The 25817-nt window shown below is 62.4% G+C and carries 27 protein-coding genes; 12 read left to right on the top strand and 15 right to left on the bottom strand.

The features are described from left to right. The first annotated feature begins 8 nt into the window (after positions 1-8). Both ASD50_RS05090 and ASD50_RS05085 read left to right on the top strand, forming a co-directional pair. Complete coding sequence (locus ASD50_RS05090) at positions 9-1985, top strand: OmpA family protein (protein ID WP_056237027.1); 1977 nt, start codon at positions 9-11, stop codon at positions 1983-1985. Between the two features lie 254 nt (positions 1986-2239). Then, positions 2240-2779: a TIGR00645 family protein gene (locus ASD50_RS05085; RefSeq protein ID WP_056236937.1), complete on the top strand. Its 540-nt coding sequence runs from the start codon at positions 2240-2242 to the stop codon at positions 2777-2779. Here the strand turns inward: ASD50_RS05085 and ASD50_RS05080 are convergent. Further along, positions 2776-3642, bottom strand: a complete 867-nt coding sequence (locus ASD50_RS05080; RefSeq protein ID WP_056236935.1) for an SDR family oxidoreductase — start codon at positions 3640-3642, stop codon at positions 2776-2778. The genes ASD50_RS05085 and ASD50_RS05080 overlap by 4 nt on opposite strands. A gap of 186 nt (positions 3643-3828) precedes the next feature. On the opposite strand from ASD50_RS05080, the gene ASD50_RS05075 reads away from it, so the two are divergent. Beyond that, on the top strand, positions 3829-4785 hold the full coding sequence (locus ASD50_RS05075; RefSeq protein WP_056236934.1) for an endonuclease/exonuclease/phosphatase family protein: 957 nt from the start codon (positions 3829-3831) through the stop codon (positions 4783-4785). A 2-nt stretch (positions 4786-4787) separates the two neighbouring features. On the opposite strand, the gene ASD50_RS05070 is transcribed toward ASD50_RS05075, so the two are convergent. After that, positions 4788-5216: a VOC family protein gene (locus ASD50_RS05070; RefSeq protein ID WP_056236932.1), complete on the bottom strand. Its 429-nt coding sequence runs from the start codon at positions 5214-5216 to the stop codon at positions 4788-4790. Positions 5217-5285: 69 nt separating this feature from the next. Between ASD50_RS05070 and ASD50_RS05065 the strand changes: the two genes are divergently transcribed. Beyond that, complete coding sequence (locus ASD50_RS05065; RefSeq protein ID WP_056236930.1) at positions 5286-5876, top strand: TetR/AcrR family transcriptional regulator; 591 nt, start codon at positions 5286-5288, stop codon at positions 5874-5876. 12 nt (positions 5877-5888) lie between these two features. Here the strand turns inward: ASD50_RS05065 and ASD50_RS05060 are convergent, their stop codons facing one another. The 6 genes from ASD50_RS05060 to ASD50_RS05035 form a co-directional block, all read right to left on the bottom strand. Next, positions 5889-6182: an HlyU family transcriptional regulator gene (locus tag ASD50_RS05060; protein WP_056236928.1), complete on the bottom strand. Its 294-nt coding sequence runs from the start codon at positions 6180-6182 to the stop codon at positions 5889-5891. Between the two features lie 70 nt (positions 6183-6252). Next, positions 6253-6876 carry a glutathione S-transferase family protein gene (locus ASD50_RS05055; RefSeq protein WP_056236926.1) on the bottom strand — a complete coding sequence of 208 codons (624 nt, stop codon included), beginning with the start codon at positions 6874-6876 and terminating at the stop codon, positions 6253-6255. Between the two features lie 126 nt (positions 6877-7002). After that, on the bottom strand, positions 7003-7296 hold the full coding sequence (locus tag ASD50_RS05050; protein ID WP_056236923.1) for a GYD domain-containing protein: 294 nt from the start codon (positions 7294-7296) through the stop codon (positions 7003-7005). 224 nt (positions 7297-7520) lie between these two features. Beyond that, on the bottom strand, positions 7521-9545 hold the full coding sequence (gene rpoD, locus ASD50_RS05045) for an RNA polymerase sigma factor RpoD (protein ID WP_056236921.1): 2025 nt from the start codon (positions 9543-9545) through the stop codon (positions 7521-7523). A 323-nt stretch (positions 9546-9868) separates the two neighbouring features. Further along, positions 9869-11806 (bottom strand): DNA primase, encoded by a 1938-nt coding sequence (gene dnaG / locus ASD50_RS05040; protein ID WP_056236919.1) that lies wholly within the window; start codon positions 11804-11806, stop codon positions 9869-9871. A 141-nt stretch (positions 11807-11947) separates the two neighbouring features. Continuing rightward, a complete protein-coding gene (locus ASD50_RS05035) occupies positions 11948-12328 on the bottom strand; it encodes an RcnB family protein (protein ID WP_056236917.1) in 381 nt (126 codons plus the stop codon). Positions 12329-12724: 396 nt separating this feature from the next. Here ASD50_RS05035 and ASD50_RS05030 point away from each other — a divergent pair, with 396 nt between their 5' ends. Further along, on the top strand, positions 12725-14389 hold the full coding sequence (locus ASD50_RS05030; RefSeq protein ID WP_056236915.1) for a Na/Pi cotransporter family protein: 1665 nt from the start codon (positions 12725-12727) through the stop codon (positions 14387-14389). A 92-nt stretch (positions 14390-14481) separates the two neighbouring features. Then, the gene (locus ASD50_RS05025; protein WP_056236912.1) at positions 14482-15666 is read left to right on the top strand and encodes an MFS transporter; all 1185 of its coding nucleotides are present in this window, start codon (positions 14482-14484) and stop codon (positions 15664-15666) included. A gap of 5 nt (positions 15667-15671) precedes the next feature. Here ASD50_RS05025 and ASD50_RS23765 read toward each other — a convergent pair whose 3' ends face one another. Both ASD50_RS23765 and ASD50_RS23760 read right to left on the bottom strand, forming a co-directional pair. Next, positions 15672-16604: a WD40 repeat domain-containing protein gene (locus tag ASD50_RS23765; protein WP_244484436.1), complete on the bottom strand. Its 933-nt coding sequence runs from the start codon at positions 16602-16604 to the stop codon at positions 15672-15674. Beyond that, on the bottom strand, positions 16511-17203 hold the full coding sequence (locus ASD50_RS23760) for a hypothetical protein (RefSeq protein ID WP_244484435.1): 693 nt from the start codon (positions 17201-17203) through the stop codon (positions 16511-16513). The genes ASD50_RS23765 and ASD50_RS23760 overlap by 94 nt, the downstream gene beginning before the upstream one ends. A 202-nt stretch (positions 17204-17405) precedes the next feature. Between ASD50_RS23760 and ASD50_RS05015 the strand changes: the two genes are divergently transcribed. From ASD50_RS05015 to ASD50_RS05000, 4 genes are all read left to right on the top strand, one after another. Continuing rightward, positions 17406-17873, top strand: coding sequence for an Rrf2 family transcriptional regulator (locus ASD50_RS05015; RefSeq protein WP_056236910.1), 468 nt, complete (start codon positions 17406-17408; stop codon positions 17871-17873). Further along, positions 17863-18756, top strand: coding sequence for an NAD(P)/FAD-dependent oxidoreductase (locus ASD50_RS05010; RefSeq protein ID WP_056236908.1), 894 nt, complete (start codon positions 17863-17865; stop codon positions 18754-18756). The genes ASD50_RS05015 and ASD50_RS05010 overlap by 11 nt, the downstream gene beginning before the upstream one ends. Positions 18757-18877: 121 nt before the next feature. After that, a complete protein-coding gene (locus ASD50_RS05005; RefSeq protein ID WP_056236906.1) occupies positions 18878-19258 on the top strand; it encodes an ArsR/SmtB family transcription factor in 381 nt (126 codons plus the stop codon). Continuing rightward, positions 19255-19788, top strand: a complete 534-nt coding sequence (locus tag ASD50_RS05000; protein ID WP_056236903.1) for an SRPBCC family protein — start codon at positions 19255-19257, stop codon at positions 19786-19788. The genes ASD50_RS05005 and ASD50_RS05000 overlap by 4 nt, the downstream gene beginning before the upstream one ends. 71 nt (positions 19789-19859) lie before the next feature. On the opposite strand, the gene ASD50_RS04995 is transcribed toward ASD50_RS05000, so the two are convergent. Together ASD50_RS04995 and ASD50_RS04990 are read right to left on the bottom strand one after the other, a co-directional pair. Further along, the gene (locus tag ASD50_RS04995; RefSeq protein WP_056236900.1) at positions 19860-20324 is read right to left on the bottom strand and encodes a pyridoxamine 5'-phosphate oxidase family protein; all 465 of its coding nucleotides are present in this window, start codon (positions 20322-20324) and stop codon (positions 19860-19862) included. 45 nt (positions 20325-20369) lie between these two features. Then, the gene (locus ASD50_RS04990) at positions 20370-20819 is read right to left on the bottom strand and encodes a GatB/YqeY domain-containing protein (RefSeq protein WP_056237025.1); all 450 of its coding nucleotides are present in this window, start codon (positions 20817-20819) and stop codon (positions 20370-20372) included. A 257-nt stretch (positions 20820-21076) separates the two neighbouring features. Between ASD50_RS04990 and ASD50_RS04985 the strand changes: the two genes are divergently transcribed. Together ASD50_RS04985 and carA are read left to right on the top strand one after the other, a co-directional pair. Further along, a complete protein-coding gene (locus tag ASD50_RS04985) occupies positions 21077-21520 on the top strand; it encodes an SRPBCC family protein (RefSeq protein WP_056237023.1) in 444 nt (147 codons plus the stop codon). Positions 21521-21727: 207 nt separating this feature from the next. Then, positions 21728-22930, top strand: coding sequence for a glutamine-hydrolyzing carbamoyl-phosphate synthase small subunit (carA, locus tag ASD50_RS04980; protein ID WP_056236898.1), 1203 nt, complete (start codon positions 21728-21730; stop codon positions 22928-22930). Between the two features lie 17 nt (positions 22931-22947). Here carA and ASD50_RS04975 read toward each other — a convergent pair whose 3' ends face one another. The 3 genes from ASD50_RS04975 to ASD50_RS04965 all read right to left on the bottom strand — a co-directional run bounded on the left by ASD50_RS04975 (position 22948) and on the right by ASD50_RS04965 (position 25778). Further along, complete coding sequence (locus ASD50_RS04975; protein WP_056236895.1) at positions 22948-24219, bottom strand: TCR/Tet family MFS transporter; 1272 nt, start codon at positions 24217-24219, stop codon at positions 22948-22950. 286 nt (positions 24220-24505) lie between these two features. Then, positions 24506-25438: a neutral zinc metallopeptidase gene (locus ASD50_RS04970; RefSeq protein WP_056236892.1), complete on the bottom strand. Its 933-nt coding sequence runs from the start codon at positions 25436-25438 to the stop codon at positions 24506-24508. A 151-nt stretch (positions 25439-25589) separates the two neighbouring features. Further along, positions 25590-25778, bottom strand: coding sequence for a hypothetical protein (locus tag ASD50_RS04965; protein WP_056236890.1), 189 nt, complete (start codon positions 25776-25778; stop codon positions 25590-25592). Positions 25779-25817 lie beyond the last annotated feature (39 nt).

The raw sequence follows: 25817 nt of genomic DNA, 5'->3' as shown, positions 1-25817 counted from the left end.
GCGAACGAATGAAACGCCAACCCAGGATTCTGGCAGGGACCGCACTCGGCCTGCTCATGGCATCGACGCCATTGGCGGCCTTCCCGCTGTTGGACAGCACCAGCCTTTCACCCCGGACTTCAGACGGAACCTTCGTACTTGCGCAAGCTGAATGCGCCGAAGGCGAATCCGCTGAAGACTGCGCTGCTCGCCAGCAGCAATCGGCACCTGCCGAACCGGAACAACAGGCGCCTGAACCCGAAGCCGCGCCCGCCCCTGAACCAGAGCCTGAACCCGAGGCTGCGCCGGCGCCCGAACCGCAGGCCGAACAGCCTGCGCCGGAACAGCCGCCTGCCGCCGAGCCCGAACAGCAGCAGGCTCCTGCTGCGGAACCCGAACCAGCGCCAGAGCCTGAAGCGGCTCCTCAGCCTGAGCCGGAGCAGCCAGCGGCAGAACCTGAAGCGGCGCCAGAACCTGAGGCTACGCCGCAGCCTGAGCCACAGGCCGAACAGCCGGCAGAGGAAGCACCTGCCCCTGAGCAGAAGGCTCCCGAAGCCGAACCTGAACAACCGCAGGCACCTGCGGCAGAGCCAGAAGCCGCGCCGCAGCCCGAGGCAAAGCCGCAGCAGGAACAGCCGGCCGCAGAACCCGAGCAGCCGGCGCCTGCGCCCGAATCAGGCACCGCCCCGACGCCTGAACAGGCTCCTGCCGAGGAGCCAGCACAGCAGACGGAGCAACCTGCACAGCAGGGCGAACAGGCGCCAGTCGAACAGCAACCTGCCACGGGTGAGCAACCGGCAACGGGCGAACAGCCAGCGGAACAGCCCGCGCAGGGCGAGGCAGCACCCGCCAACCCCAACGAGGCGCCTATTCTCGACAGCCAGAAGGAAGCGCCGGCTCCAGCTCAGGGTGGCGGTGCTGCCACTGGCGGACAGGCCGCACCTGCCGATGGAGGCCAGCCAGCGCCGGCTGACGCAGGACAGGCCGCTGCTCCTCAGCCTGCCCCGGTCGATCCCGGCCCGCCTCCCGTCGACGACAAGGCAGCCCAGCAGGCGATCACGCCTGAGAAGATCGTGCCGGTTACGGAGGAAAAGGGCACGCGCCGCGAACGCGCGCCGGAAGTGGAGCAGCGCGAGCGCCCGCAAGGTGCTGATGTCGTGCGCGAAATCGGCAACCGCATCATCATCCAGTTCAACAACCAGACGTTCGTGGAAAGCGACGACCGGCCACGCATCACCCGCGATGCCCGCGATGTCTATTACGAGGATCTGCCGCGCGGCCGCACCCGCGAGGTCGTGGAACGCCGTGATGGCAGCCAGCTCATCACCATCCGCAACCGCAACGGCGACATAATCCGCCGCTCGCGCATAATGCCGGATGGCCGCGAATACGTGCTGAACTACGTCGACGAGCGCTACTACGATAACGTGCGCGAATGGCGCGATCCGGGTTATGACCTGCCGCCGATGCGGCTCACCATCCCGCGTCGCGACTACATTCTTGAATCGCGCGCGGTCGAGGACCCGGATCTCTACTACGAGTTCCTCGAGCAACCGCCCGTGGAGCGTGTCCAGCGCCTCTACTCGGTGGATGAGGTCAAGCGTTCCGCCCGCGTCCGCGACATTGCCCGGCGCATCGACCTAGACACGCTGAACTTCGAGTTCGGCTCCGCCTCCATCGGCGACGCCGAAGTCGAGAAATTGCAAGGCGTGGCCGACGCGATGGAGAAGCTGCTGAAGAAGAACCCGGCGGAGACCTTCCTCATCGAAGGCCATACCGACGCGGTCGGTTCGAACGAAGCCAATCTGGCCTTGTCGGACCGTCGTGCTGAATCGGTGGCTGAGGCCCTGACGGGTGCCTTCGGCATCCCGCCGGAGAACCTCACCACGCAGGGCTATGGCGAGCAGTACCTGAAGATCAAGTCGCAAAAGCCTGAGCGGGAAAACCGCCGCGTCACAATCCGGCGCATCACCCCGCTTGTCGCGCCGGTCGCCAGCGCGAACTGATAAAAAATAGCGCCGCGATTCAACGGCAAGCCATTGAATCGCGGCGCTGCTATCCCAGATTTATTATGGGGTTCCCTGCCCCGTCCCGCTCCCCGCGGGACACGAGGCCCTGCCGAGCCCCCTCCCGGCAGGGCCTCACCGCTTTATGGTGAAGCCTTGCATTTTCCGGCACTCGCTGCACCGGAGTGGTTTAAGGCCCTTGCAATGAGAAAAGCGATACCCCAAATGCGCGCGAGATCCACTGGACCCATTTCATGAAGCGCCTCGAACTTGCCGTTGAATCCATCATCCTGGCCTCACGCTGGCTGCTCGTGGTGTTTTATGTTGGTCTCGGCCTCGCGCTCGCGGTCTACGCCATTTCCTTCGGCAAGAAGCTCTACGAGTTTCTCGCCACGGTGCTCCTGCTCGACGAAACCGATACCATCCTCAAGATGCTCGGCCTGATCGATGCGGCGCTTGTCGCCTCGCTTGTGGTGATGGTCATCATCTCGGGCTACGAGAACTTCGTCAGCCGCTTCGATGCCCACGACGGCGAAGTCCATTGGCTGGGCACCATCGACGTCGGCTCGCTTAAGGTGAAGGTTGCCTCCACCATCGTTGCCATCTCATCGATCCACCTGCTCCAGGTGTTTCTCAACAGCTCGTCCTACACGAACGCGCAGTTGATGTGGCTCACCATCATGCACCTTGCCTTCGTGGTTTCAGCCTTGATGCTCGCCTATATCGACCGCGTCATGGGGCATTCCAAGGCAGCAAAAACCGAAGGTGTCACCAACACCGGCCCGGAACTCTAGAATAGCCGCTTTATCTCGGTATCGGTTCGCTCGAACACCTCGTCCGGCACGAAGAAATCGCTGGCCAGTGGCCCCGTTGCTCCCGGCGCATAGTGCGAGAAGTCGGTGACGCCTTCGGCACGCATAACCTCTTCGTCGATATAGAAATTGCCGGTCGCCTCGCGCGAACGCCGATTGAAAATGGCATAGGCCGCATCCGCCATGATGTCCGGCGAACGGCTCATCGCAGCAACCGTCGCCCCGCCAAGCAGGTTGCGCACGGCAGACGTGTCGATCGTGGTTATCGGCCATAGCGAATTCACTGCTATGCCGTCCTTGGCGAATTCGGCGCTCATGCCCAGCGTGCACATCGACATGCCGAACTTTGCCATTGTGTAGGCGACGTGGTTCTTGAACCACTTCGCCTTCATGTCGAGCGGCGGCGCCAGATTCAAAATGTGAGGATTTTGCGCCAACTTCAGGTGCGGGATGCACATTTTCGAGACGAGGAACGTGCCGCGCGTATTGATCTGGTGCATCAGGTCATAGCGCTTCATGTCGGTTTCCAGCGTAGCCGTAAGCTGGATGGCGCTGGCGTTGTTGACGCAGATATCGATACCGCCGAACCGCTCCACGGTCTTGGCAACGGCGTCCGCCACCTGTCCCTCCTCGCGAATATCACACAGCACCGGCAATCCTTTGCCGCCGGCCTGCTCGATCTCCTGGACCGCCGTGTAGATCGTCCCCGGCAGCTTTGGATGCGGCTCGGCAGTCTTGGCGGCAATGGTCACATTGGCGCCGTCGCGTGCGGCTCTAAGCGCAATCGCCAGCCCGATGCCGCGCGACCCTCCGGAGATGAACAGCGTCTTTCCCTTGAGCGACATTTATCAACCTCCAATCCGGTAATGGGCGATCCTTGCCCGCTCAAGCGCCCATGCGCAAGGCCACCACGGGTGACGCAACGGAGGGTGCCTCGCCATATCTGGCAAGCGCCTTCATAGTCATCGCATTGCCACGCGCCGCACTTATTGACACTATCTTGCCCAGCATGTCGCTCTTGGGGGTGTGAAATGAAGGTAGGATTGCTTGCCGCAACCGTCAGCCTGATCGCAGCCATGACCCATCCGGCCCTCGCGGCAGATACACTGACCTTGATGGCCTACAACATATGGGGCGGCGGCGGGAACGAGGGCAAGCCCGTCGATGAGACGGTCGCTGCCATCAAGGCTGCCGGCGCTGACATCATCGCGGTTTCCGAGACACGTCTCGAAGGCGATCCCTGCACGGCCGATGTTTGCGACCCTCGCGGAGAGTCGGTAGCGCCGAAAATAGCCGAGGCGCTCGGCTATCACTATTACGACCAGACGGCGAAGAACCCCGCCATATGGGCCAATGCCATTATCTCGAAATACCCGATCACCAAGCCGGCGTCAGGCGATCTTGGCGTTTCGATCGATGTAAATGGCCGCGCGATCTATGTCTTCTGCGTCAACCTCGATGACGCGCCCTACCAGCCCTATCAACTCCTCAACATCGAATATGGCGACGCCCCGTTCCTGAAAACGGCCGACGAAGCGATCAAATCCGCCGAGGAAACGCGCGGCAAGTCGTTCGATGCGTTGATCGCTGGCGCTGATGCCGCCAAGGATGCCGCAGCCGTCTTCATCGCGGGCGATTTCAACGAGCCTTCACACCGCGACTGGACCGACGGGACCGTGAAAGCCGGCCTCCAGCCTCTCGCTGTCGCGTGGCCGGGCACCACCAAGCTGGAGAAGGCCGGCTTCGTCGATACCTTCCGCGTTATCCACCCCGACCCGGTTGCCAAGCCCGGCATAACCTGGACACCGACCAGCGAACCTTCTGATCCCGAAGATCACCATGACCGCATCGACTTCGTTTTCGCCAGGGCAGCCGGGCTGAAGGTCCTCAGTGCCGAAGTCGTCGGCGAAAAGGCACCCGAAGCCGGCATCGTCGTCAGCCCTTGGCCGTCGGATCACCGGGCAGTCGTCACGAAGGTGGAGTTCTAACTTCACAAAGCTGCAGCGCCGTCCGCATATTGTTCCAGAAACTCGGCCGATGGCTGGATCGGCTTTATCACGTCGATCAGCACACCATTCGGGTCGGCGAAGATGAAATGGCGCTGGCCGAATGCCTCGTCCCTCAGGCTGCGCAGGATCGGCAGGCCTGCTGCGACGATACGCTCATGCACGGCGTCCGGGTCCTCGACTTCGAAATTGATAAGCAAGCCTTGCGATGCCTTGCCGCGCGCCTGTTCGGGAATTGTCTCGTGATCGGCGCCAACGATGCCGAGATTGACGCTCTCATCCTCTGTCGATTGCAGATGCACGTACCAATCGCTTTCAAACAGCGGCTTGAAACGCAGATGGCTGGTGTAGAAAGCCGCTGTGCCGCCCACGTCATGCGTCATGATCACCGGATAATAGCTGGTCGTTTTCATCGCTTTCCTCTTTCCTACATTTAACATACAGTCTGTATGTTTATAGTAATTAACATACAGGCTGTATGTATGCAACAGGAAATGCCGCGCCGCTCCAACCGCGAGCGCACAGAAACCACCCGCACCGCCCTGCTCTCGGCAGCGCGCAAGCTTTTCATCGAAAAATCCTATGCGGAAACCGCCACGCCGGACATCGCTGTAGCGGCGGGCGTCACCCGCGGCGCGCTCTATCACCACTTCGCCGACAAGCAGGCCTTGTTCCGCGCAGTGGTGGAGCAGGAAGCCGCCGAAGTAGCACGAGAAATAGAGGCCGCTGCCCCGCGGTCCTTGAGCGCCCGCGACGCCTTGCTGGAAGGCGGGCGTGCTTTCCTCACCGCCATGTCGGTACCCGGCCGTACCCGGCTTCTGTTGCTCGATGGTCCCGCCGTACTCAGCCGCGCCGTCATGGACGAGATCGATGGGAAACACGGCGCCCGCACGCTGCGCGAAGGGCTGGCCATTGCGATGAGCGAGAACGGCATGAAAAAGCTGCCGCTCGATGCCCTGACCGCGCTGCTCTCGTCCGCGTTCGACCGGGCGGCGCTCGCGGTCGAGGCCGGCGGCCAGCCGGCAGACCTGAACACGGCGCTTGCCGCGATCATCGATGGCCTGTTTTCTTAGTAGCCCGCAGCCTCAGCCGAAAATGCGATCGCCCTGTTCGTTGACCAGTTGCACGCCCTTGCGGATGGAGATGTCCGCCGCATCGTCCAGGCCCGGAAAGCGGTCGGCACGAATGAAGCGGTGTTCCTTCGTCTCGCCGTCGATCACCTTGGTGATGACGCCGCAGGTCTGGTACTGGCCTTCCGACTTGTAGGGCGTGGCGCTGATCGTGAAGCCGTTGTGTTCGACCTGTTTGACGGGCTTGGCGTCCGCCGGAGCCTCGGTGGATTCACCGCCACCACCGAACAGCTTCTTCAAGAATGACATTGCTTGGCCTCCCGTCTACCTACCCTCTATAACCTCGGCGAGCCCTTAGGCAAACCGCCCCGAGGCGATATCAGGCGGCGGTCTCCTGTGCGACCGCCTTCGCCACCGCGGGCCTGTCCATCATGCGCTTGCGATGATCCATCACACGAGGCAGGCGTCCAGTATCGACCCCGTCGCCCTCGAGCCATTGCGCGATGGTGAACAGGTAAGGGTCGGCAATCGTATATGCTTCCCCCATCACCCACGGTCCTTTCAGCATTCCGTTCTCGATGAGATCGAAACAGGCGCCAACCGATTGCGGCACCTTGCGCCGCATCGATTCGAATGCAGCCTCGTCATCTGCCCATCGGCTCCCGCGCATCTTGTGGGCGTGTGCGACGTGTACGGTCGAGCACAGATAGCTGTTGAAGGCCTGAAGTCCGGCAAAGGCGAAGGCATCGTCCAGCGGCGCAAGCTTTGCCTTGGGATGCGTCTGCGCGACAAAGGCAAGGATCGCCGGCGTCTCCGTCAAAACACCCCGTTCGGTTGCCAATGCCGGCACCCGGCCTTTCGGGTTCAGGGCAAGATATTCGGCCGATTGCTGTTGCATTCTGGAAAAATCGAGACGGTTCAGCTGGTAGTCGGCACCGGCCTCCTCCAGCGCGATATGGGAAGCAAGGGCACAGGTCCGGGGAGCATAAAACAGAGTGAGCATGGCAATCCTGCAAATTTCATCTTCAAGCCATGCTGGCCTTTGGGGTCCTGAATTGCAATGTGCCTCAGGCACCGCCCCATATGGACAGAAAGGCGACGCGCCGGTTCGCGGCGCGCCGCCTTGGCATCAGCCGAGCGAGGCAATCACCTCTCGATAGGCATTTTCGGGAAACGCCTTCAGTGTGCGCGAGCGGATATTTCCGGCAGCGCCGATCTGCAGCGCAAAACGCGCGGCGACGGCATCGTCGGGCGCCTCGCACACCGCCACCATGTCGTACTCGCCCATGGTCATGTAGAATTCCTTGAAAGAACCGCCCATGTCGGCAAGGGCCTTCCTGGCCGCATCCAGCCGCTTGGGTGAGTCACGCACTGTCTTCACACCTTGATCAGTCCAGTTCAGAAGCATGATGTAAGTGGTCACGGTTCACCTCCCTACCGCCACCTTGCCGTGCAGGCAGCACGTTTCCGGTGCCGGGAATAACCGCCCCCCAATCGCAATTATGAACCTGGGCGAGCCGTCGCGCCACAACCGCCGGATGCGGCGGCTACATCTCTTTGGTGAACCTTGCCTTGCCCGCACTGCGGCTCAAAACGCAAAAAGCCCGGCACAAGCCGGGCTTTTTATTGAATGCGATCAATAGCCGATCAACTGTCGAGGAAGCTCCTTAGCTTGCGCGAACGGCTCGGATGCTTGAGCTTGCGCAGCGCCTTGGCTTCGATCTGGCGGATACGTTCGCGCGTCACCGAAAACTGCTGGCCGACTTCCTCCAGCGTGTGGTCGGTGTTCATGCCGATGCCAAAGCGCATTCTGAGCACGCGCTCTTCGCGCGGCGTCAGCGAAGCCAACACCCGCGTCGTCGTCTCGCGCAGATTGGCCTGGATCGCCGCGTCGATCGGCAGGATCGCCATCTTGTCCTCGATGAAATCGCCGAGGTGCGAATCCTCCTCGTCGCCCACCGGCGTTTCGAGCGAGATCGGCTCCTTGGCGATCTTCAGCACCTTGCGCACCTTTTCCAGCGGCATGGCGAGCTTTTCCGCCAATTCCTCAGGCGTCGGCTCGCGGCCGATCTCGTGCAGCATCTGGCGCGAGGTACGCACGATCTTGTTGATCGTCTCGATCATGTGCACCGGAATGCGGATGGTGCGCGCCTGGTCGGCGATCGAGCGGGTGATCGCCTGCCGGATCCACCATGTCGCATAGGTCGAGAACTTGTAGCCACGGCGGTACTCGAACTTGTCGACCGCCTTCATCAGGCCGATATTGCCTTCCTGGATCAGGTCGAGGAACTGCAACCCACGGTTCGTGTACTTCTTGGCGATGGAGATGACGAGACGTAGGTTCGCCTCCACCATCTCCTTTTTGGCGATGGCCGCTTCGCGTTCGCCCTTCTGAACCTGATTGACGATCTTGCGGAATTCGAGGATCGAAATCGCGGTTTCCGTCGCAAGGTTCTGGATCTCGGCGCGAAGGTCCCTGATCGTGTCCTTCTCGTTCTTGGTGAATTCCTTCCACCCGCGCGAAGTCAGGTTGGCGATCGAGCGCGTCCAGTTGGGGTCGAGTTCCGAGCCCTGGTATTCGCGCAGGAATTCCTCGCGGCGCACGCCGTAGCTTTCGGCCAGGCGCAAAAGCTTGCCTTCGTTCTGCACCAGCCGCTTGTTGATGTCGTAAAGCTGCTCGACCAGCGATTCGATACGTGCCTGGTTGAGAGAAAGCGACTTCACCGCCTTGATGAGCTGGTCTTTCAGCTCCTTCAGGCGGCGGTCCTGGCTGGGCGACAGCGTGCCGGCAGCCGCCAGGCGGTTTTCCACCTGCTGGTCCTGCAGCTTGCGCAGCTTCTTGTAGGTGTCGGCGATGACGTCGAGCGTCTCCATCACCTGCGGCCGAAGCTCGGCTTCCATGGCCGCCAGCGAAAGGTTCGCCTCGTCCTCGTCTTCCTCGTCTTCTTCCAGCCCGCGCGTATCGCCGCCGACATTGGTGATGTCGTCTTCGTCTTCGCGCGAAGCGCGGCGCGGCTTCTCGTCGGTCTTGGGCTTCGCGTCTTCCTCAACGCGCTCGACGATCGGCGCCTGCTTGGCCTCGGGGCCGGCATACGTCGCTTCGAGGTCGATGATTTCGCGCAGCAGGATCTTGGCTTCGTTGAGTTCGTCGCGCCAGATGATGATGGCCTGGAAAGTCAGCGGGCTCTCGCACAGGCCGGCGATCATCGTTTCGCGGCCAGCCTCAATGCGCTTGGCAATGGCGATTTCGCCTTCACGCGACAGAAGCTCCACCGAGCCCATCTCGCGCAGGTACATGCGCACCGGGTCGTCGGTTCGGTCGGTCGGCTCCTTCTTGGCGACGGCAGCCACCGCCGTGCCGGTCTGCTCGGCAAGCTCGTTGGCGTCTTCTTCGGCGTCGGCCTGGCCTTCGCCCTCGGCTTCCTCGCCCTGCTCGTCATCTTCCACGACATTGATGCCCATGTCGGAAAGCATCGCCATCGTGTCTTCGATCTGTTCGGAAGTCACTTCCTCGGACGGCAGCACCGCGTTCAGCTCGTCCATGGTCACATAGCCGCGCTTCTTCGCGACCTTGATCATCTTCTTGACAGCATCGTCGGAAAGGTCGAGCAAGGGGCCATCGGTTGTGCCTTCGCGCTCGGTCTCGACCTCTTCCTTTTCCTTTGTCGCCATTCTTTTTATGTCTCCAAGCGGCTTTACTGGTAAGCCGGGCAAGCTATCGAACCGGGTAATGTCATGGGCGTTCGTCAGGAACGATGCGCCCCACCATCACAGTTGCCGCATGTCTCGTTAAGTCTGGATTAACCCTGATATCTGTGGTCGGTTTTCCATCCGTCCAGTGACCGGTACCCTCGCATCTGCGCTTTTTTCGTCGACGCCAGTGGGTTAAAGTTTTCGAATCGACCTGATTCCGTCATTCTGCCTTGAGGTCAAGCGCCTGTCGCATGATTCGCGTCAAAAAAGCGAATCAAATGCCTGTATATGCCTCGTAGAGGCTAAACACGCCCGACTCGTCCCGACGAAACACCAAATCCCTCGATCAGCGCCTCCGTTGCCTGCACGTCCCTGAATTGCGCCTGGATTTCGACCAGTCGCCGGTAGTTTTCATCCGTGGGATCGGTAGCCAGCGCAGCTTCGGCCTGCTTCAGCTCCTTATGTAGAGTTCGCGCGCTGCGGTGCAAGTGGAGCGCCTGGCTGAAGGCGTCGCGTGCATCCTCAAGTGCGGCGCTTTCCAGTGCCGGCCATTGCCTCGTGCGTTTGATAAGCCCGACCGCGCGTTCCCAGATGTCCGCGCAGCCGGCCCGCCCGATCGCTTCGACCACCGCGTTGCGCTCGTTGGCGAGATCGTGCGCAAGCGCATCCAGCAAGGCGGCGTGAAGCTTGCGCAAGTCGCTGTTTGCAAGGTCGAGGAACTCCACATACTCGAAATTCTCGTCGATCAGCGCCGGATGATTGATCAGCGCGACCATGATCGTGGCCTCGCGCACCGACATCACCTCGCCGCCGCGCTTGAGCAGGGCCGAGCGTCCAAGGCTTTCGCTGATCGCGCTGCGCCCTCCGGCACCACCGCGCGACCATTGGCCGCCCCCCGGCGCGCCGTAATTTCCGCCTTGTCCGCGACGTTCCCCGGTGCGCGGCGGCCTGTTGCGCTGCGTGCCGAAGAAGCTCTGCACCCTTTCGCGCATCTCCTGATTGTAATGGAAGCGCACACTCTCGTCGCGGATGCGGTTGGTCAGGTCCCGAAGCGTCTTTTCCAGTTCCGCCCGCCGCTCCGGCGTCTCGAACACGCCGCCTGCCGTCTCGCGCATCCACAAGAGATCGGCCAGTGGCCGCGCTTCGTCCAGCACGGCGCGGAACGCGTCCGGCCCGTCGGCCTTGACCAGGTCGTCCGGGTCCTTGCCTTCCGGCAGAAGCGCAAACCGCGCTGTCCTGCCAGCTTGGATCGACGGCAGCACCAGGTCGGCCGCCCGCCACGCCGCCTTCAGGCCGGCTCCGTCGCCGTCGAAGCACAGCACGGGTTCGCCGTTCATGCGCCACAACAACTCCATCTGGTTTTCGGTCAGCGCAGTGCCGAGCGGCGCCACGACGTTCTCGAAACCGGCCTGCGCCAGTGCGATCACGTCCATGTAGCCTTCGACCGCAATTACCGTTCCGGCCTTCCCGAGCGCCTTGCGGGCGCGGGCGAAGTTGTAAAGCACATTGCCCTTGTGGAAGAGTTCGGTCTCGGGCGAATTCAGGTATTTGGCCGGGACGTCCGATGACATGGCCCGCCCGCCGAATGCGATGATCCGTCCGCGGGAATCTGGGATCGGAAACATGATGCGGTCGCGAAAACGGTCATAGGAAACCGCCACACCCTCGAAAACCGTAAGCCCGCACGCTTCCATCTGCTCTTTGGTGACGCCCTTGGCGGCAAGATACTCCTTCAGCGCATTGCGGCTGTCCGGTGCGTAGCCCAGCCGGAACGACTGCTGGGTGACCGGGGTCAGGCCCCGGTCGCGCAGATAGGCGCGCGCCTTTGCCCCATCGCTGCCATGCAGCCGGTCCTGAAAGAAGGCAGTCGCCATCTCCATGACATCGGTCAGGCTGGCGCGTTGCTGCTCGCGCTGCTCCTCCTGCTCGTCGCGCGCCGGCATCGGCACCCCGGCCAGATCGGCGATGCGCTCGACCGCTTCCGGAAAGCTCAAGCCGTCGAGTTCGGTGAGGAAGCGGAAATGGTCGCCCGTCACTCCGCAGCCGAAACAGTGGTAGCGCCCCTTCTTGTCCTCGCAATGGAAGGACGGCGACTTCTCGCCATGGAACGGGCAGCAGGCCCAGTAATCGCCCCGGCTGGCATTCGTCTTCTTGCGATCCCATGAAACGCGCGCGCCGATAACCGATGAAATCGGCACGCGGTCACGGATCTCGTCGAGGAATGAGGGCGAAAAACGCATCGGGAAATGGCTCTTTTAACTTCATATAGCCATCTGCATCGGCCAAGACGACTCCCGATCCAGCCCATGCCCGTTGTTCACAGGCGAAAATAAAAAGGGCGGCCGCACCGGCCGCCCTTGCCGCATCGAAAAAGATAGTCCTTACCGGGCCACGATCATGCCGGCGATGATGCCTGAAGCAATGCCGACCAGCAGGTAGTCGTTGCCGACCCTGATCCATTCCTGGCCGTGGCCCGGCCGCTTCAAGCCGTAGCGGTGATAGTCGCGCACCGGCTGGTGACGGCGCCATTCGCCGTAGCGCTGGCCGCGCTTCCAGTCGTGGCGCTTCACCACCTTCTGCTTCTTGATGATGACCCGCTTTTCGACACGGCGCTCATCGTAGCGGTGGGCAGGCTTTTTCCAGTCGACCTGGGCGTAGTTGCCCTGCGGCTGGGCCGGCATGTTGATGGGCGCTGCCTGGCCTTGCAGCGACGTCGCGGCAAGCATGGAAAAAGCGAGAACGGAGAGGATGATACGTTTCATGGGAGGCACTCCTCGATTGACAACGCAGTGAGGAATAGAAGCCGCCGCATGAACCGAAACTGAATAAGCGCATTACAAATATGTAATGAAATCCAATGCTTATCAGAGAGTTCGGATTCGTTGCAGACCCCCCCCTGCATCAACGTCACAGACACAACGTGCCACAAACATCGCAAACCACGCCCTTGCCTCCACGCGACCACATTGGTCGCGCAAACACGCGCGGACGATGGACAAAATTTATTATCCGGCTAATGTCGAGCGCTATGCTATGAGCCAGCCCATGAACCTGATTCGCACCCTTGCCTCCACAACGTCCGCGACCTTTCCGTCGCGGCATTCAGCATTGGTCCGCGCACTCCCTGCCCTGCCATCCTCGTCGAGGAACATGCAGGCATGAGCGGCTCGGTCGTTCTCATCCATCTGGCCGGTGCCGTCGCGCTCATGCTATTCGCCACCCGGCTGGTCAAGACCGGCGTCGAACGCGCCTATGGCGACGTGCTGCGCCACAAATTGCGCGCCACCATGCGCAACCCCATCATGGCGGTGCTGGCCGGCACGGCGCTCGCCATCGCCTTGCAAAGCTCCACCGCCGTCACTCTTCTGGTCGGCTCGTTTGCAGGTGCCGGCATCGTCTCCGGCCTTGCCGGCCAGCTTGCCGTGCGCGGTGCCGAGATCGGCTCGGCTCTGGTCGCCAAGCTGCTCACCTATGATCTCACGCTGCTCGTGCCGCTCTGCCTCATCGCCGGCACCTTCATGTTCATGGCCACGGAACGCCGCGACTGGCGCCAGATCGGCCGCATCCTCGTCGGTATCGGCCTGCTCATCCTGTCACTGGAAATGATCGGCCAAGCTTCCGAGCCGCTGCGCGAAAGCGCGCTGATGCCAATCATCATCAATTACTTCTCCGGCGATTCGGTCACGGCCTATCTGCTCGCCGCGCTGATCACCTGGCTGTTCCAGTCAAGCATCGCATCTGTCCTCTTGATGGCCACCTTGGCGGGGCGCGGCCTGATCACGCCCGAACTCGGCGTCGTGCTGGTTCTTGGCGTCAACCTCGGCTCCTCGGTCATCGCTCCCATGCTCACCCGCAACGCCGAGTCCGGCGTCCGCGTGGTGCCGGTCGGCAACCTTTTGATGCGCGGCGTCGGTTCCGTCATCATGCTCATCCTCGTCATGAGCTTCCGCCCTGACGTTGCCTTCCTCGGCGCAACGGCTTCCGATCAGATCGTCAACGCGCACATCCTGTTCAACGTCATCATCCTGCTCGCCGGCCTTCCGCTGGCGGGTCTGGTCTATAAGGCTTCCGAAAAGATCGTCGCGCTCGGCGCCAAGCCCGAGCCCGCAGATGCCTTGCAGGTTGCGGAACTGTCGGCGTTGAACGAGGCGGCGCTGTCCAATCCCACCCAGGCGCTCGGCAATGCCACCCGCGAAGTGGTGCGCGTGTGCGAGACGGTCGAGATCATGCTGAAGCGCATCATCGAGCTTTACGAAAACGCCGACGAAGACAAGATCAAGGCACTCGCCGCCCTCGACGACCGCGTCGACGCCCGCCATGCGGCCATCAAGATCTATCTCGCCAAGCTCACCAAGAATTCGCTGGCGGAAGATCAGGCCCTTCGTTGTCAGGAACTCATCGGCGCCTGCGTCAAGCTGGAGCAGGTCGGCGACATCATCGTGCGCAACATGCTTGTGCACGTGCAGAAGAAACTGGCGCAGGGCCTGGAATTCACGCCGGAAGGCTGGCAGGAACTCTGCGCCTTCCACGCTTCGGTCCTCGCCAACGCCCGCCTGTCCTTCAACGTCCTCGTCTCGCGTGATGCGGAGACGGCGCGCCAGCTCGTACTGGAGAAGGACCGCCTGCGCGACTTCGAGAAGGAAACCAGCCAGAAGCATTTCCTGCGCTTGCGCGACGGCACCCCGAAGTCGATCGAAACCAGCTCGATCCACCTCGACACCATCCGCGACCTCAAGCAGATCAATTCGCTGCTCGCTTCGATGGCCTATCCTGTGCTGGAAGAACACGGCCTGCTTTCCGGATCGCGGCTCAAGGCAAGCTGACCCTCGGCCCAAGAAATCTGATCCTGCGTGAAGAATTTTCGGATTGCCCCCCTCGGGCATCCGTGGTTTGAGGCGGCTCCCTGGAGCCTGTCATGCCGCTACCGCTGATTGCCCTGTTCATCGCGGCCTTCGCGTTCGGAACCACCGAATTCGTCATCGCCGGCGTGCTGCCGCAGGTCGCGCAGGGCCTCGATGTATCGATTCCGGCAGCAGGCTACCTGGTCTCCGGTTATGCGCTCGGCATCGCCCTCGGCGGGCCATTGCTCACGCTCGCCACGCACAGGCTGTCGCGCAAGACCCTGCTTTTGTGCCTGACGATCCTGTTCACGCTCGGCCAGGTCGCCTGCGCTCTTGCCCCCGACTTTACCTCCATGCTGGCGCTGCGCGTCGCCATTGCCGTTGGGCACGGTGCCTATTTCGGCGTCGCCATGGTCGTGGCCGCGGGGCTGGTGCGGGAAGACCAGCGCGGCATGGCCGTCGCGCTTATCCTCGCCGGCCTCACCGTCTCCAACGTCATCGGCGTTCCGGCGGGAACCGCCATCGGCAACATCTGGGGTTGGCGCGCCACCTTCTGGGTCATGGGCGGGCTCGGCGTCGTTGCCATTGCCGCCATCGCCGCCCTCGTGCCTGCGACGACCGGAGCCGCCGCCCAAAAGCCCGGCCTCATTCATGAAGTTCGCGCGCTAGGGCGTCAGCAGGTCTGGACCTCGCTCATCATCATGCTGATGCTGATGATCGGCCAGTTCGGACCCTTCACCTACATCGCGCCCATGTTGCAGGAAGTCACCGGATTGAGCGAGGCCTGGGTTCCGTGGGTGCTTCTCCTCAACGGTGTCGGTGCAACCATCGGCGTCTTTCTCGGGGGACGTCTCGCCGACTGGAAGCTGATGCCCTCCCTGATCACACTGCTCGCCATGCAGGCGCTCATGCTCGCCGTCATCTACACGGCCAGCCCCTATCCGTTGCCGATGATCGCGGCGATCACCGTTTGGGGCGGCCTTAACTTTGCCATCGGCACACCGATCCAGACCCGCATCCTGTCGTGGACGGCAGATGCATCCGGCCTGGCCTCATCGCTTATCCCGTCCGGTTTCAACATCGGCATCGCCATTGCGGCGTCCCTGGGCGCCGCCGTTCTCAACGCCGGTTACGGCTACCGCGCCCTACCCCTGCTCGGCACCATCGCCATGCTGGTCGCCGTCGCGGTTGCCGCAGCTTCCTACATAGTTGAGCGCCAACGCAACCAGACGCCGCCCTTGCCTGCACCCGCCGAATAGAGAGCTTAGTCGCGCGCGCCGGCGAACAGGACCGTCGAGGTGCCGCCGCTTGCGGGCCACGTCCGGATCGAGCGATCCTTGCCGCCAGTCAGCACCGAGCCGTCCGGCGCAAAGGCCACCGAATAGAGCGATGCCCTGCCAACGAACTGCACCACCTCGCGGCCGGTCTCCATGTCCCAGATCCGCGCGGTGCCATCCAACGAGCAACTCAGGATGCGCTTGCCGTCCTCGGACAACACCAGCGCGTAGACCGTTCCCGAATGCCCGTTGAACTGGCGCAGTTGCTCACCGGAGGCCACGTCCCAAAGCTTGATTGTGTAGTCGCCGCTGCCCGTCACCAGCTTGCTGCCGTCAGCCGTGAACGCCGCGCCATAGGTGCCGCGCTCATGCCCTTGCCACGTCCGTATCAGCCGGCCTTCGCCGATATCCCAAAGGTTGAGCATGCCGTCGATGCTGCCGCTGACGGCCTTTGTCCCATCAGGTGAAATCGCTACCGACGAAATCGACCACGAATGCCCTGAAAGCACGTGCAACACCTTGCCCGCATCGATGTCCCACACGATCACCGTTCCAGTGTCGTGCCCGCTGACGGCGCGTTTTCCGTCCGGCGAAAGCGCCAGCTTGTTCGCGCCGCCATTCTCGCCGGCCGAAAACACGTGCAGCACCGCACCATCCTCGATGGACCGCAGCACGATCTCGCCGTCGTCGCCAGCGGTCAGCGCGCGCTTGCCGTCTGGCAGGAACAGCGCCGTGCGCGCCATGTCCTTGTGAACGCCAAGCGTCTTGGCCAGTCGCTTTCCGTCCAGGTTCCAAAGCTTGATCGTGCGGTCGGTGCTGGCGCTCATCAGGAAATGGCGATCCGGCGAGACTGCCAGCCACACAACCGCATCGTGGTGGCCCTCAGCCTGTTCGGGCGGCGGCGGCTCGGCCTTTGGCAAGGGCGCGGTCGTCTGCGGCGGCTCGGGCTGTTGAACAGTCGAGGTTCCGCGGCGATGCGCGGCGGCTGGGCGAGATCAGGCGCAGGCGAAAACTGCGGCCACGCTTCTTCTGCCTGCTTTTCCACCGGCGCAACCACTTCTGGTGCGGCCTGCTCAGTTTGCACGGGCGCCGGCACAGCGGCGTCAGGCGCGGCGGTGCTGCCATCGCCCACCACGTCCGTGCCGCCATCGGGAATAGGCCCCTGAGTGGATTGGTCCGCGAGGATCGCGACAAAGGCGATGAGCGGCAAGGCGTAGAGCAGGCGGCGCGCCCAGGTCGATCGTTCGGGGCGAGCCACGGCGTCCCTGCCGAACAGCGGCGCAGCAGCGGTTGCTTCGCCGCTATCCGCATCCAGATTCCACAGCCGCCACGCGCCAACGACGCAAGCAAGCCCGCCCACCAGGAACACGGCAATGCGAACCGCCGACAGACTGCCGTCCCCGGCAAGGGCAGTCCCGCCGACGCCTTCACCGGCCAATGCCAGATAGAGACGATGGAAGCAAAGCAGCGCGGCGATCAGGAGCAGGATGGCGAAGAGCCGGTCGACAAGCCTGATCACGCTCTTGGCCTCCCCCAGGCTCACCACCAACCCGGCCAGTTTTGCACAAAACCGCAGCCTTGCCGATACCCCGCCCGATCCCACAGGCCAACGTGCGCCAGCACCGGATCGTTGAGCATCCTCCCGTCACGCAAATCACAATTTCAGAAAAACTTCAGCCGCGATCTTGAAACTCGCACACTCACGAAACATATGAAGTTACATGAAACGAGATAGCAGACTTTCCGGTGTGCTCCATGTCCTCTTGCACATGGCCGAACACCGCCATCCCGTCACCTCGGAGACACTGGCCAAGGCGATGACCACAAACCCGGTCGTCATCCGCCGCATCATGGCCGGCCTGCGCGACCAAGGTTATGTCCAGTCCGAAAAAGGCCACGGCGGCGGCTGGTCCATTGCCTGCGACCTGTCGAAGATAAGCTTGCGCGACATCTACCACGCTCTCGGCAATCCCTCGCTGCTTGCCATGGGCAACCGCACCGAAGCGCCCGGCTGTCTCGTCGAGCAATCCGTCAACGCCGCGCTCGGCAAGGCTTTCGAGGATGCCGAAGCCTTCCTCCTTGCCCGCTTCGGCGAGGTCACGCTCGCCGCTCTCAGCGCAGATTTTCACCGCCGCATGCTCGCCCGAGGCGGCACCCCCCAAGATCTGGAGACCATTCATGCTTCATGACGCAATCGTCATTGGCGGCAGCTTCGCCGGCCTTTCCGCTGCAACCTATCTCGCCCGGGCGCGCCGCTCCGTCGCCATTGTCGACACCGGCACACCGCGTAACCGCTTCGCGGCCCACTCGCACGGCTTCCTGGCGCAGGATGGCAGCAACCCAAATGCCATGCTCGCCACCGCGCGTTCGCAGGTCGGGGCCTACCCGACAACCACTTTCATCAACACGAAGGCCACGAAGGCCGTCCAGCAGCCCGACGGTTTCTCGATTGAACTGACGACCGGCGAAACTCTCGAAGGCCGCAAGCTGATCCTCGCTTTCGGCATCGCGGACGAACTGCCCGATGTTCCGGGTATCGCGGAGCGGTGGGGCAAAACCGTCATCCATTGCCCCTATTGCCACGGCTATGAATTCAGCGGCCAACGCCTCGGTGTACTGTATTCCTCGGAGAAGTCGCTGCATCAAGCGATGCTGATTGCCGAATGGGGACCGGCGACCCTTTATCTCAACGGCGCTCCCCTGCCCGACAGCGCCACGCTTGCCGAACTGGAAAACCGCAACGTCGCTATTGAGCCCACCGGCGTGGCAGCCCTGCACGGAGAAGGGACAAACCTTTCCGCCATCGAGCTGTCCGACGGCAGGCGTCCCGCCATCGACGCACTCTATGTCGCTCCGCAGAACCATTTGAACAGCGACATCGCAGCGCAACTCGGCTGCGCCATGGACACCAACCCCGCCGGCACCATCATCCGCACCAGTTCAATGCAGGAAACCAGCGTTCCCGGCGTCTTCGCCGCCGGCGACATCACACGCGGCGCCCACAGCGTCACCTGGGCCAGCGCCGACGGTATCACAGCCGGTGTTGCGGCCCACCGCTCGCTGGTGTTCTGAGCAGCCCGCGCACGTTCGGGCCGAGGAACACACGGCCCGAACGCCAGCACTTCATTCCCGTCTCAGAAAATATTCAACCAAACGGTTGACTTTTATTTTTTACAGGTAGATATTCAACCACATGGTTGAATTATTTACGCCCCAACTCGACTCCATCTTCCACGCCCTTGGCGACGCCACGCGCCGGCGCATGCTGGGCGATCTCGCCTCCGGCGAACGCACGGTCAGCCAGTTGGCGGAACCATTCTCCATTTCCCTCGCCGCCGCTTCCAAGCACATCAAGGCGCTGGAAAATGCCGGACTGATCCGTCGGCAAGTGCGTGGTCGCACCCATTTCTGCCGCCTCGAACCCGGCCCCCTCGCCAGCGCGCATGAATGGCTGAGCCACTACCAGCGCTTCTGGATCGGCCGCCTCGACGCATTGGAAGACCTGCTGCGACAGGAAGATGCGCTCAAATCCCCTTCCACCACCAAAGACGAAAAGAAAGGAGACGACCGATGAACGACCTCGCAACAACAGGCTCCTATGGCGTGCTCACCGAGCCTGCCACATTGACGATCGAACGCCTTTTGCCCGGCCCGATCGAGCGCATCTGGGCCTACCTCACCGAAAGCGAGCTGCGCCGCAAATGGCTGGCCTCGGGCGAAATGAAAATGAAGGTCGGCTCCACGGTCGATTTCGTCTGGCGCAACGATGAACTGACAAACCCACCCGGCCAGCGTCCGCCGAACTTCCCTGAAGACCACCGCATGCAGTGCCAGATCACCGAACTCGACCCGCCCCATAAACTGGCAATCACCTGGGGCAGCACTGGCGGCGTCACCTTCGAATTGAAGGAGCAAGGCAAGGAAGTCCTGCTCACCCTCATCCACCACCGTATTCCCGACCGGTCCATCCTGCTCAACGTCAGCGCCGGCTGGCACATGCATCTGGATATTCTGGTCGCCCGGGCGAGAGGCGAGGAACCGCAGCCGTTCTGGGATGGCTGGGCCCGTCTCAAGAAGGACTACGACAAGCGCCTTCCGGCTTGAAACCAACAGCTGGCCGACCGGGCGTTTCGACGCCCGGTCCATTGCTTGCGCCAGCGGCGATGGTCAGAAATTCACCGCTTCGGCGGCCATGCAAGCTCGGGGCCTGTCCTGAAAAACGATACGTTGTTGGTGAAGATGCTGGCCGGGGCAAGCCTGATCATGCGGCCATCCGGATGATCGATCTCGGCCACATTGTCGATGAACCACGTGTTCCAGTCCGCTTCCGGACCGAGATACTTGTTGAGCAGCCGCCGGAAACGGTCCGGAGCCATCGGTTCGATGGTGGCGCTGCCGCGCAATCCAAGATGCAGCAAAATGCCTGCTTCGTTGTCGAAATGGACGATTTCCACCGCGCAACGCGGCTCGCGCTCGAGGCATTTCACCGCGCTGCCGTCAGACGAGCCGAGAAGCCAGATGGCCTCCTCCTCCCAGATGAACCATACCGGCGCATTTCGCGGCGCGCCGTCTACGCTGACCGTGGCCAGGTTCGCCATCAAAGGGCGGGACAGGACATCTTCCGGGTCGAACTCTGTCATCGCAGGATGCTAGAGCGTTTCACGTCGGGATAGAAGCGCTCCGTCCTACCCCAGCAAGCCCTTGATCAGCCCGCTTGCCTTGCCGAAATCCATCTGGCCGGCATATTTCTCGCGCAAGGCAGCCATGACTTTGCCCATATCCTTGACGCCTGCCGCGCCGGTCTCGGCAATCGCGGCACGTATGGCGGCTTCCGTTTCCGCTTGGTCGAGCTGCTTCGGCATGAAATCGCGGATCACCACGATCTCCTCGCGCTCCTTGGCGGCGAGTTCGGGCCGGTTGCCATCGTCGAACGCCTTGGCCGAATCCTCGCGCTGCTTGACCATCTTGGCCAGCAATTGCGCGATCTCGTCGTCACTGGCGGCGTCCTTGCCCGCCCCGCGATTGGCGATGTCGCGGTCCTTGATCGCAGCCTGCATCAGCCGCAGCGTCGAAAGGCGCGCCTTGTCGCCGCCCTTCATCGCGGTCTTCACTTCCTCGCTCAGCCGTTCGCGCATGGCCATTGTCCTTCACTATGCGTGCATGATTTAAAACTGGCACCGATAAATGGCATTCTGGATTGAATCTCAAGTAGGCGACGCGTCATGCGGCCCGCGAGCGAAGGCGGCTTCTGCGGAAAATCGCACAACCTGTCGGATCGGGCGACGCCTGCCCGTCCTTGGGGCTGGAACGGGTTTTGCGGCGCCTGATCGCCCGCAAGATGGAACCGGCCATTGCGAAAGACAGTTGAAGACCAACAACAAGGATGAACGACATGCCCAGCACCGTCCACCTGCACCGTGTCCTGGCGACCACGCCGGAAAAGCTCTACCGCGCCTTCATCGAGGCGGATGCTCTTGCCAAGTGGCTGCCGCCGAACGGCTTTGCCTGCACCGTGCATCATCTCGAGCCGAAGGTTGGCGGCACGTTTAGGATGTCGTTCCGCAACTTCACCACCAGCGACAGCCATTCCTTCGGCGGCGAATATCACGAGCTCGTTCCGGGCGAGCGCCTGCGCTATACGGACAAGTTCGACGATCCCAACCTGCCCGGCGAAATGCAGGTCACGGTGAAGTTGAAGAAAGTCTCCTGCGGCACCGAGCTGAACATCGAGCAGACCGGAATACCCGATCTCATCCCGGCCGAAGCCTGCTATCTCGGCTGGCAGGAATCGCTGCGCAATCTGGCCAGGCTCGTCGAGCCTGAAATCACCCAGTAAAATCCAAGCCGGCGATCAGAAGTTCCAGCCATCGATTAAGCAAGGCAAAGGCGGGACGCAGTGATTGACCCTGCGCCCGCCTTCCCCTATGTGAAGGTCTTGCAACCGCACTTTTGAATACGCGTGGAGGCTGCCGGCATCGCCGCTGCGCGTTTTTTGCTGCGCGAAAGATTGCTTTCGCCCGCAGCCACTTGATGGAGCGCCGCCATGGCTTCGACTGCCCCCTGGGTTTCGGAAAAACCGACCGCCCTGCTCGTTCTCGCCGACGGAACGGTGATCGAGGGACGCGGCCTTGGCGCAACCGGCGATGCGGTGGCGGAAGTCTGCTTCAACACAGCCCTTACCGGCTATCAGGAAATCCTCACCGATCCCTCCTATGCCGGCCAGATCGTCACCTTCACCTTCCCCCACATCGGCAATATCGGCACCAATGACGAGGACATCGAGGACCTGCACCCCGCTGCCCGCGCCGGCGCGGTCGGCGCCGTGTTCAAGGCCGACGTCACCAATCCGTCGAACTACCGTGCGGCCAGCCATCTCGACGAGTGGCTGAAGCGGCGCGGCATCGTCGCACTTTCGGGCATCGATACCCGCGCACTGACCGCCCTCATCCGCGAAAAGGGCCTCGCCAACGCCGTCATCGCCCATCATCCCGACGGCAAGTTCGACATTGATGACTTGAAGCGCCGCGCCGCCGCGTGGTCAGGCCTCGTCGGCCTCGATCTCGCCAAGGAAGTCACCTCCGGCCAATCCTCGGTTTGGAACGAGACGCCGTGGGTCTGGAACGAAGGCTACGGCGCACAGGCCGAGCCGACCATGCACGTCGTCGCCGTCGATTACGGCGTGAAGCGCAACATCCTGCGCCTCCTGGCCGGTCTCGGCGCCAAGGTAACGGTCGTCCCGGCCAAGACCGAGGCGAGAGAAATCCTTGCCATGCAGCCGGACGGCATCTTCCTCTCCAACGGCCCCGGCGACCCCGCCGCCACCGGCGAATATGCCGTGCCGATTATCCAGGACCTGCTCGATACCGACCTGCCGATCTTCGGCATCTGCCTCGGCCATCAGATGCTGGCGCTGGCGCTTGGCGGCAAGACCGAGAAGATGCACCAGGGTCACCACGGCGCCAACCACCCGGTCAAGGACCACACCACCGGCAAGGTCGAGATCGTGTCGATGAACCACGGCTTTGCTGTCGATGCAGATTCGCTGCCTGCTGGCGTCGAGGAAACCCACGTCTCGCTGTTCGACGGCTCGAACTGCGGCATCGCGCTCACCGGCCGCCCGGTCTTCTCCGTCCAGCACCATCCCGAAGCCTCCCCCGGCCCGCAGGATTCGCACTATCTCTTCCGCCGCTTCGCCAATCTGGTCCGCGAACGGCAGGGGCAGCCCGCATTGGCAGAGCGCGCTTAAGGCATCGCCCAGCCCTTCTAGTGTCCGCCCGCTGCGGCAGCTTCTTCGGCGTGCATCTGCTCCATTTCCTTAGGCGTCGGCTTCGCCACCTTGGTCACGAACACCAGAAGCGCCAGCGCAAGGAACACACCGCCCACCACGTAAGGTGCGCCGGCAAACTCCACCGGCGCGCTCGGCCCGGTGAACCACGAAAAGATCGCCGTATAGAGGATCGGCGTGATGATCGAGGTGATCGAGAAGATCGACGTCATCGCGCCCTGCAGTTCGCCCTGCGCCGACGGCGGCACCTTGGCGGCGGCAAGGCTGCGCAGCGGCGGATCGGCCAGCGCTTCGAGGCAGCCCGCCACGATCACCGCATAGACCACCCAGCCCTGCCAGGCGAAAGCGTAGCCGAAGGCGCTCGCCGCTGTGAAGGCAAGCCCAATCGCAGCCGTGCGCCATTCGCCCAGCCTCGGGATCGCGCGCGGCAGCACCGTTGCCATGACGATTGCGCCGCATAGCCCGAAAGCGCCCAGCGAAAAGCCGATCTGCTGTTCGCTCCAGCCGTAGCGGTAGGTGCCGACGAACGCCCACACCGCCGGATACATCATGTGGCCAAGCGTCATCAGGAAGAACACCAGCCCGATCCACCCGATGCCGGGATAGTTGCGCATCTGCTGCAGCGCGCCGAGCGGATTGGCCCGCTTCCATTCGAATTTGCGCCGATGCTTCTCGTCGAGCGTTTCCGGTAGCAGGAAGTAGCCGACCACGAAGTTGAGGAAGGCAAGTCCCGCCGCGAAATAGAACGGCACGCGCGGCCCGAACTGGCCGAGCAGCCCGCCCAGCACCGGCCCGATGACGAAGCCGACACCGAAGGCGATGCCCAGCAGGCCGAAATTTTTCGCCCGGTTCTCGTCATCGCTGACATCGGCGATCAGCGCCGAGGCGGTCGAATAACTCGCCCCGCTGATGCCGGCCAGCACGCGCCCGATGAACAGCATCGGATACGACCATGCGATCGCGCAGATCAGGTTGTCGATGGAGAAGGTGAACACCGATGCGAGCAGGATCGGCCGCCGCCCGAAGCGGTCGCTCAGATTGCCGATCAGCGGCGCGAAGAAGAACTGCATCGCCGCATAGACGAAGAACAGCCACCCGCCCTCTATCGCCGCATCGCTGATGCTGACGCCCGACAATTCCTGCAGATAGGCCGGCAGCACCGGCATGATGATGCCGAAACCGATGATGTCGAGCAGAAGCGTGGTGAAAACGAGCGCCAGCGCGCGCTTTTTATGAACCGCGTCAATCATGCCGTGTTCCTGTGTCGAGCCGCATCGCCAGCGAACAGCCCTTATACGGGAGTTGCCCCACCAGAACAATAATGGAACATATCAAAAATCTTCATGCTGACATTACTTGCCAGCATGAAAACGGAGGCTTTTAAGTCGAGGTTCAGGTCAGGATGCGTCGGAATCACAGATGGGCGCGAAGCGACCAAACTGGGGATTTCGAGAACCGGAGCGCGGTGCCCTCTAAAAATACGTGGGCACCGGAAGCGCAGGAAGTCGCTATTTGCAGACCACCATCACCTGAATCCTAGATCGGATTGTTGAACGTGTCGCAATCCGACAACTTGCCGCTCTTGAAGCCGCGCGCGAACCATGTCTGGCGCTGCTGCGAGGTGCCGTGGTTGAAGCTTTCCGGCACCACATAGCCTTGCGTCTTCTTCTGCAGCGTGTCGTCGCCGATCTGCTGGGCTGCGTTCAACGCCTCCTCCAGGTCGCCCTGTTCCAGAATGCCCTTCTGCGCGGTGAAGTGCCCCCACACGCCGGCAAAGCAGTCCGCCTGCAACTCGACCTGCATCGACATGTGGTTGGCGTCCGCCTCGCTCATCTGCTGGCGCATCTGGTTGAACTTCGGCAGCACCCCGATCATGTTCTGCACATGGTGGCCAACTTCGTGCGCAACCACATAGGCCTCGGCAAAATCGCCCGACGCACCGAACTGCTGCGACAACTGCCGGAAGAACGATGTGTCGAGATAGACCTTGCGGTCGCTCGGACAATAGAATGGCCCGGATGCCGACGATGCGAAGCCGCAAGCCGAGCGGATCTGCCCATCGAACAGGTGGAGAGTCGGCTCTTCATAGGTCAGGCCATTGGCCTTGAAGATGCCGTTCCACACGTCTTCCGTCTCGGCCAGCACGGTCGAGACAAACTGCTTCATCTCATCATTGGCCGGAGCGTCGGTCCCCGAATCGGATTGCGTGACGCGTCCACTGCCGTCCTCGGGCCCAAGGCCGCCACCGGCGAGAATCTGCATCGGATCGATGCCGCAGGCCTTGAGCGCGAAGAACAGCACGACGAGGATGACGATGGTGGAAAGTCCGCCGCCGCCGGCCCGCCCACCTATCGGAATGCGAAACTGGCCGGGTCCGCCGCGCAGTCCGCCGCCGGGTCGCCCAAAGCCGCCGCCTTGTCCGCGGGAATCCTCGACATTGTCACTCTGACGACGGCCTCTCCAAAGCATCTCAAACCCTCATCTGATATTGCATCGGTGGTCGCAGGCCGCGGGGGCGTCGTCGCTGCGGTTGAACTTTCCAACAAATATCTCAATGGTTGCGGCGAGTCATGACCATTCTTTGCCGTCATGCCGCCAGCCACGCGATACCGAACGCAGCTTACCCGCGCTGCTTGCTGCCGGCGCTCTTGCCGTCCGAACTCTTCGAACGTTCCTCGAAGCGCTCGGCGCCCTTCTTCAGGTCCTTGCCGGTTGCAGCCTCCACTTTGCGCTCTTCCTTCGCCGCCGCCTGCTTGAGCCCCTTGGCTGCTGCCTTGCCCTTTGCCGTCACGGCCTTTTGCGCACCCATGTCGTCGTCCTCCGCTGGCACCCGCACGGAATGTCGGGC

It is taken from the genome of Mesorhizobium sp. Root552 (assembly GCF_001427285.1).
GTDB lineage: Bacteria > Pseudomonadota > Alphaproteobacteria > Rhizobiales > Rhizobiaceae > Mesorhizobium.
Note: the sequence above shows the minus strand (reverse complement) of the source record. Positions and strands in the feature narration are given on the sequence as shown.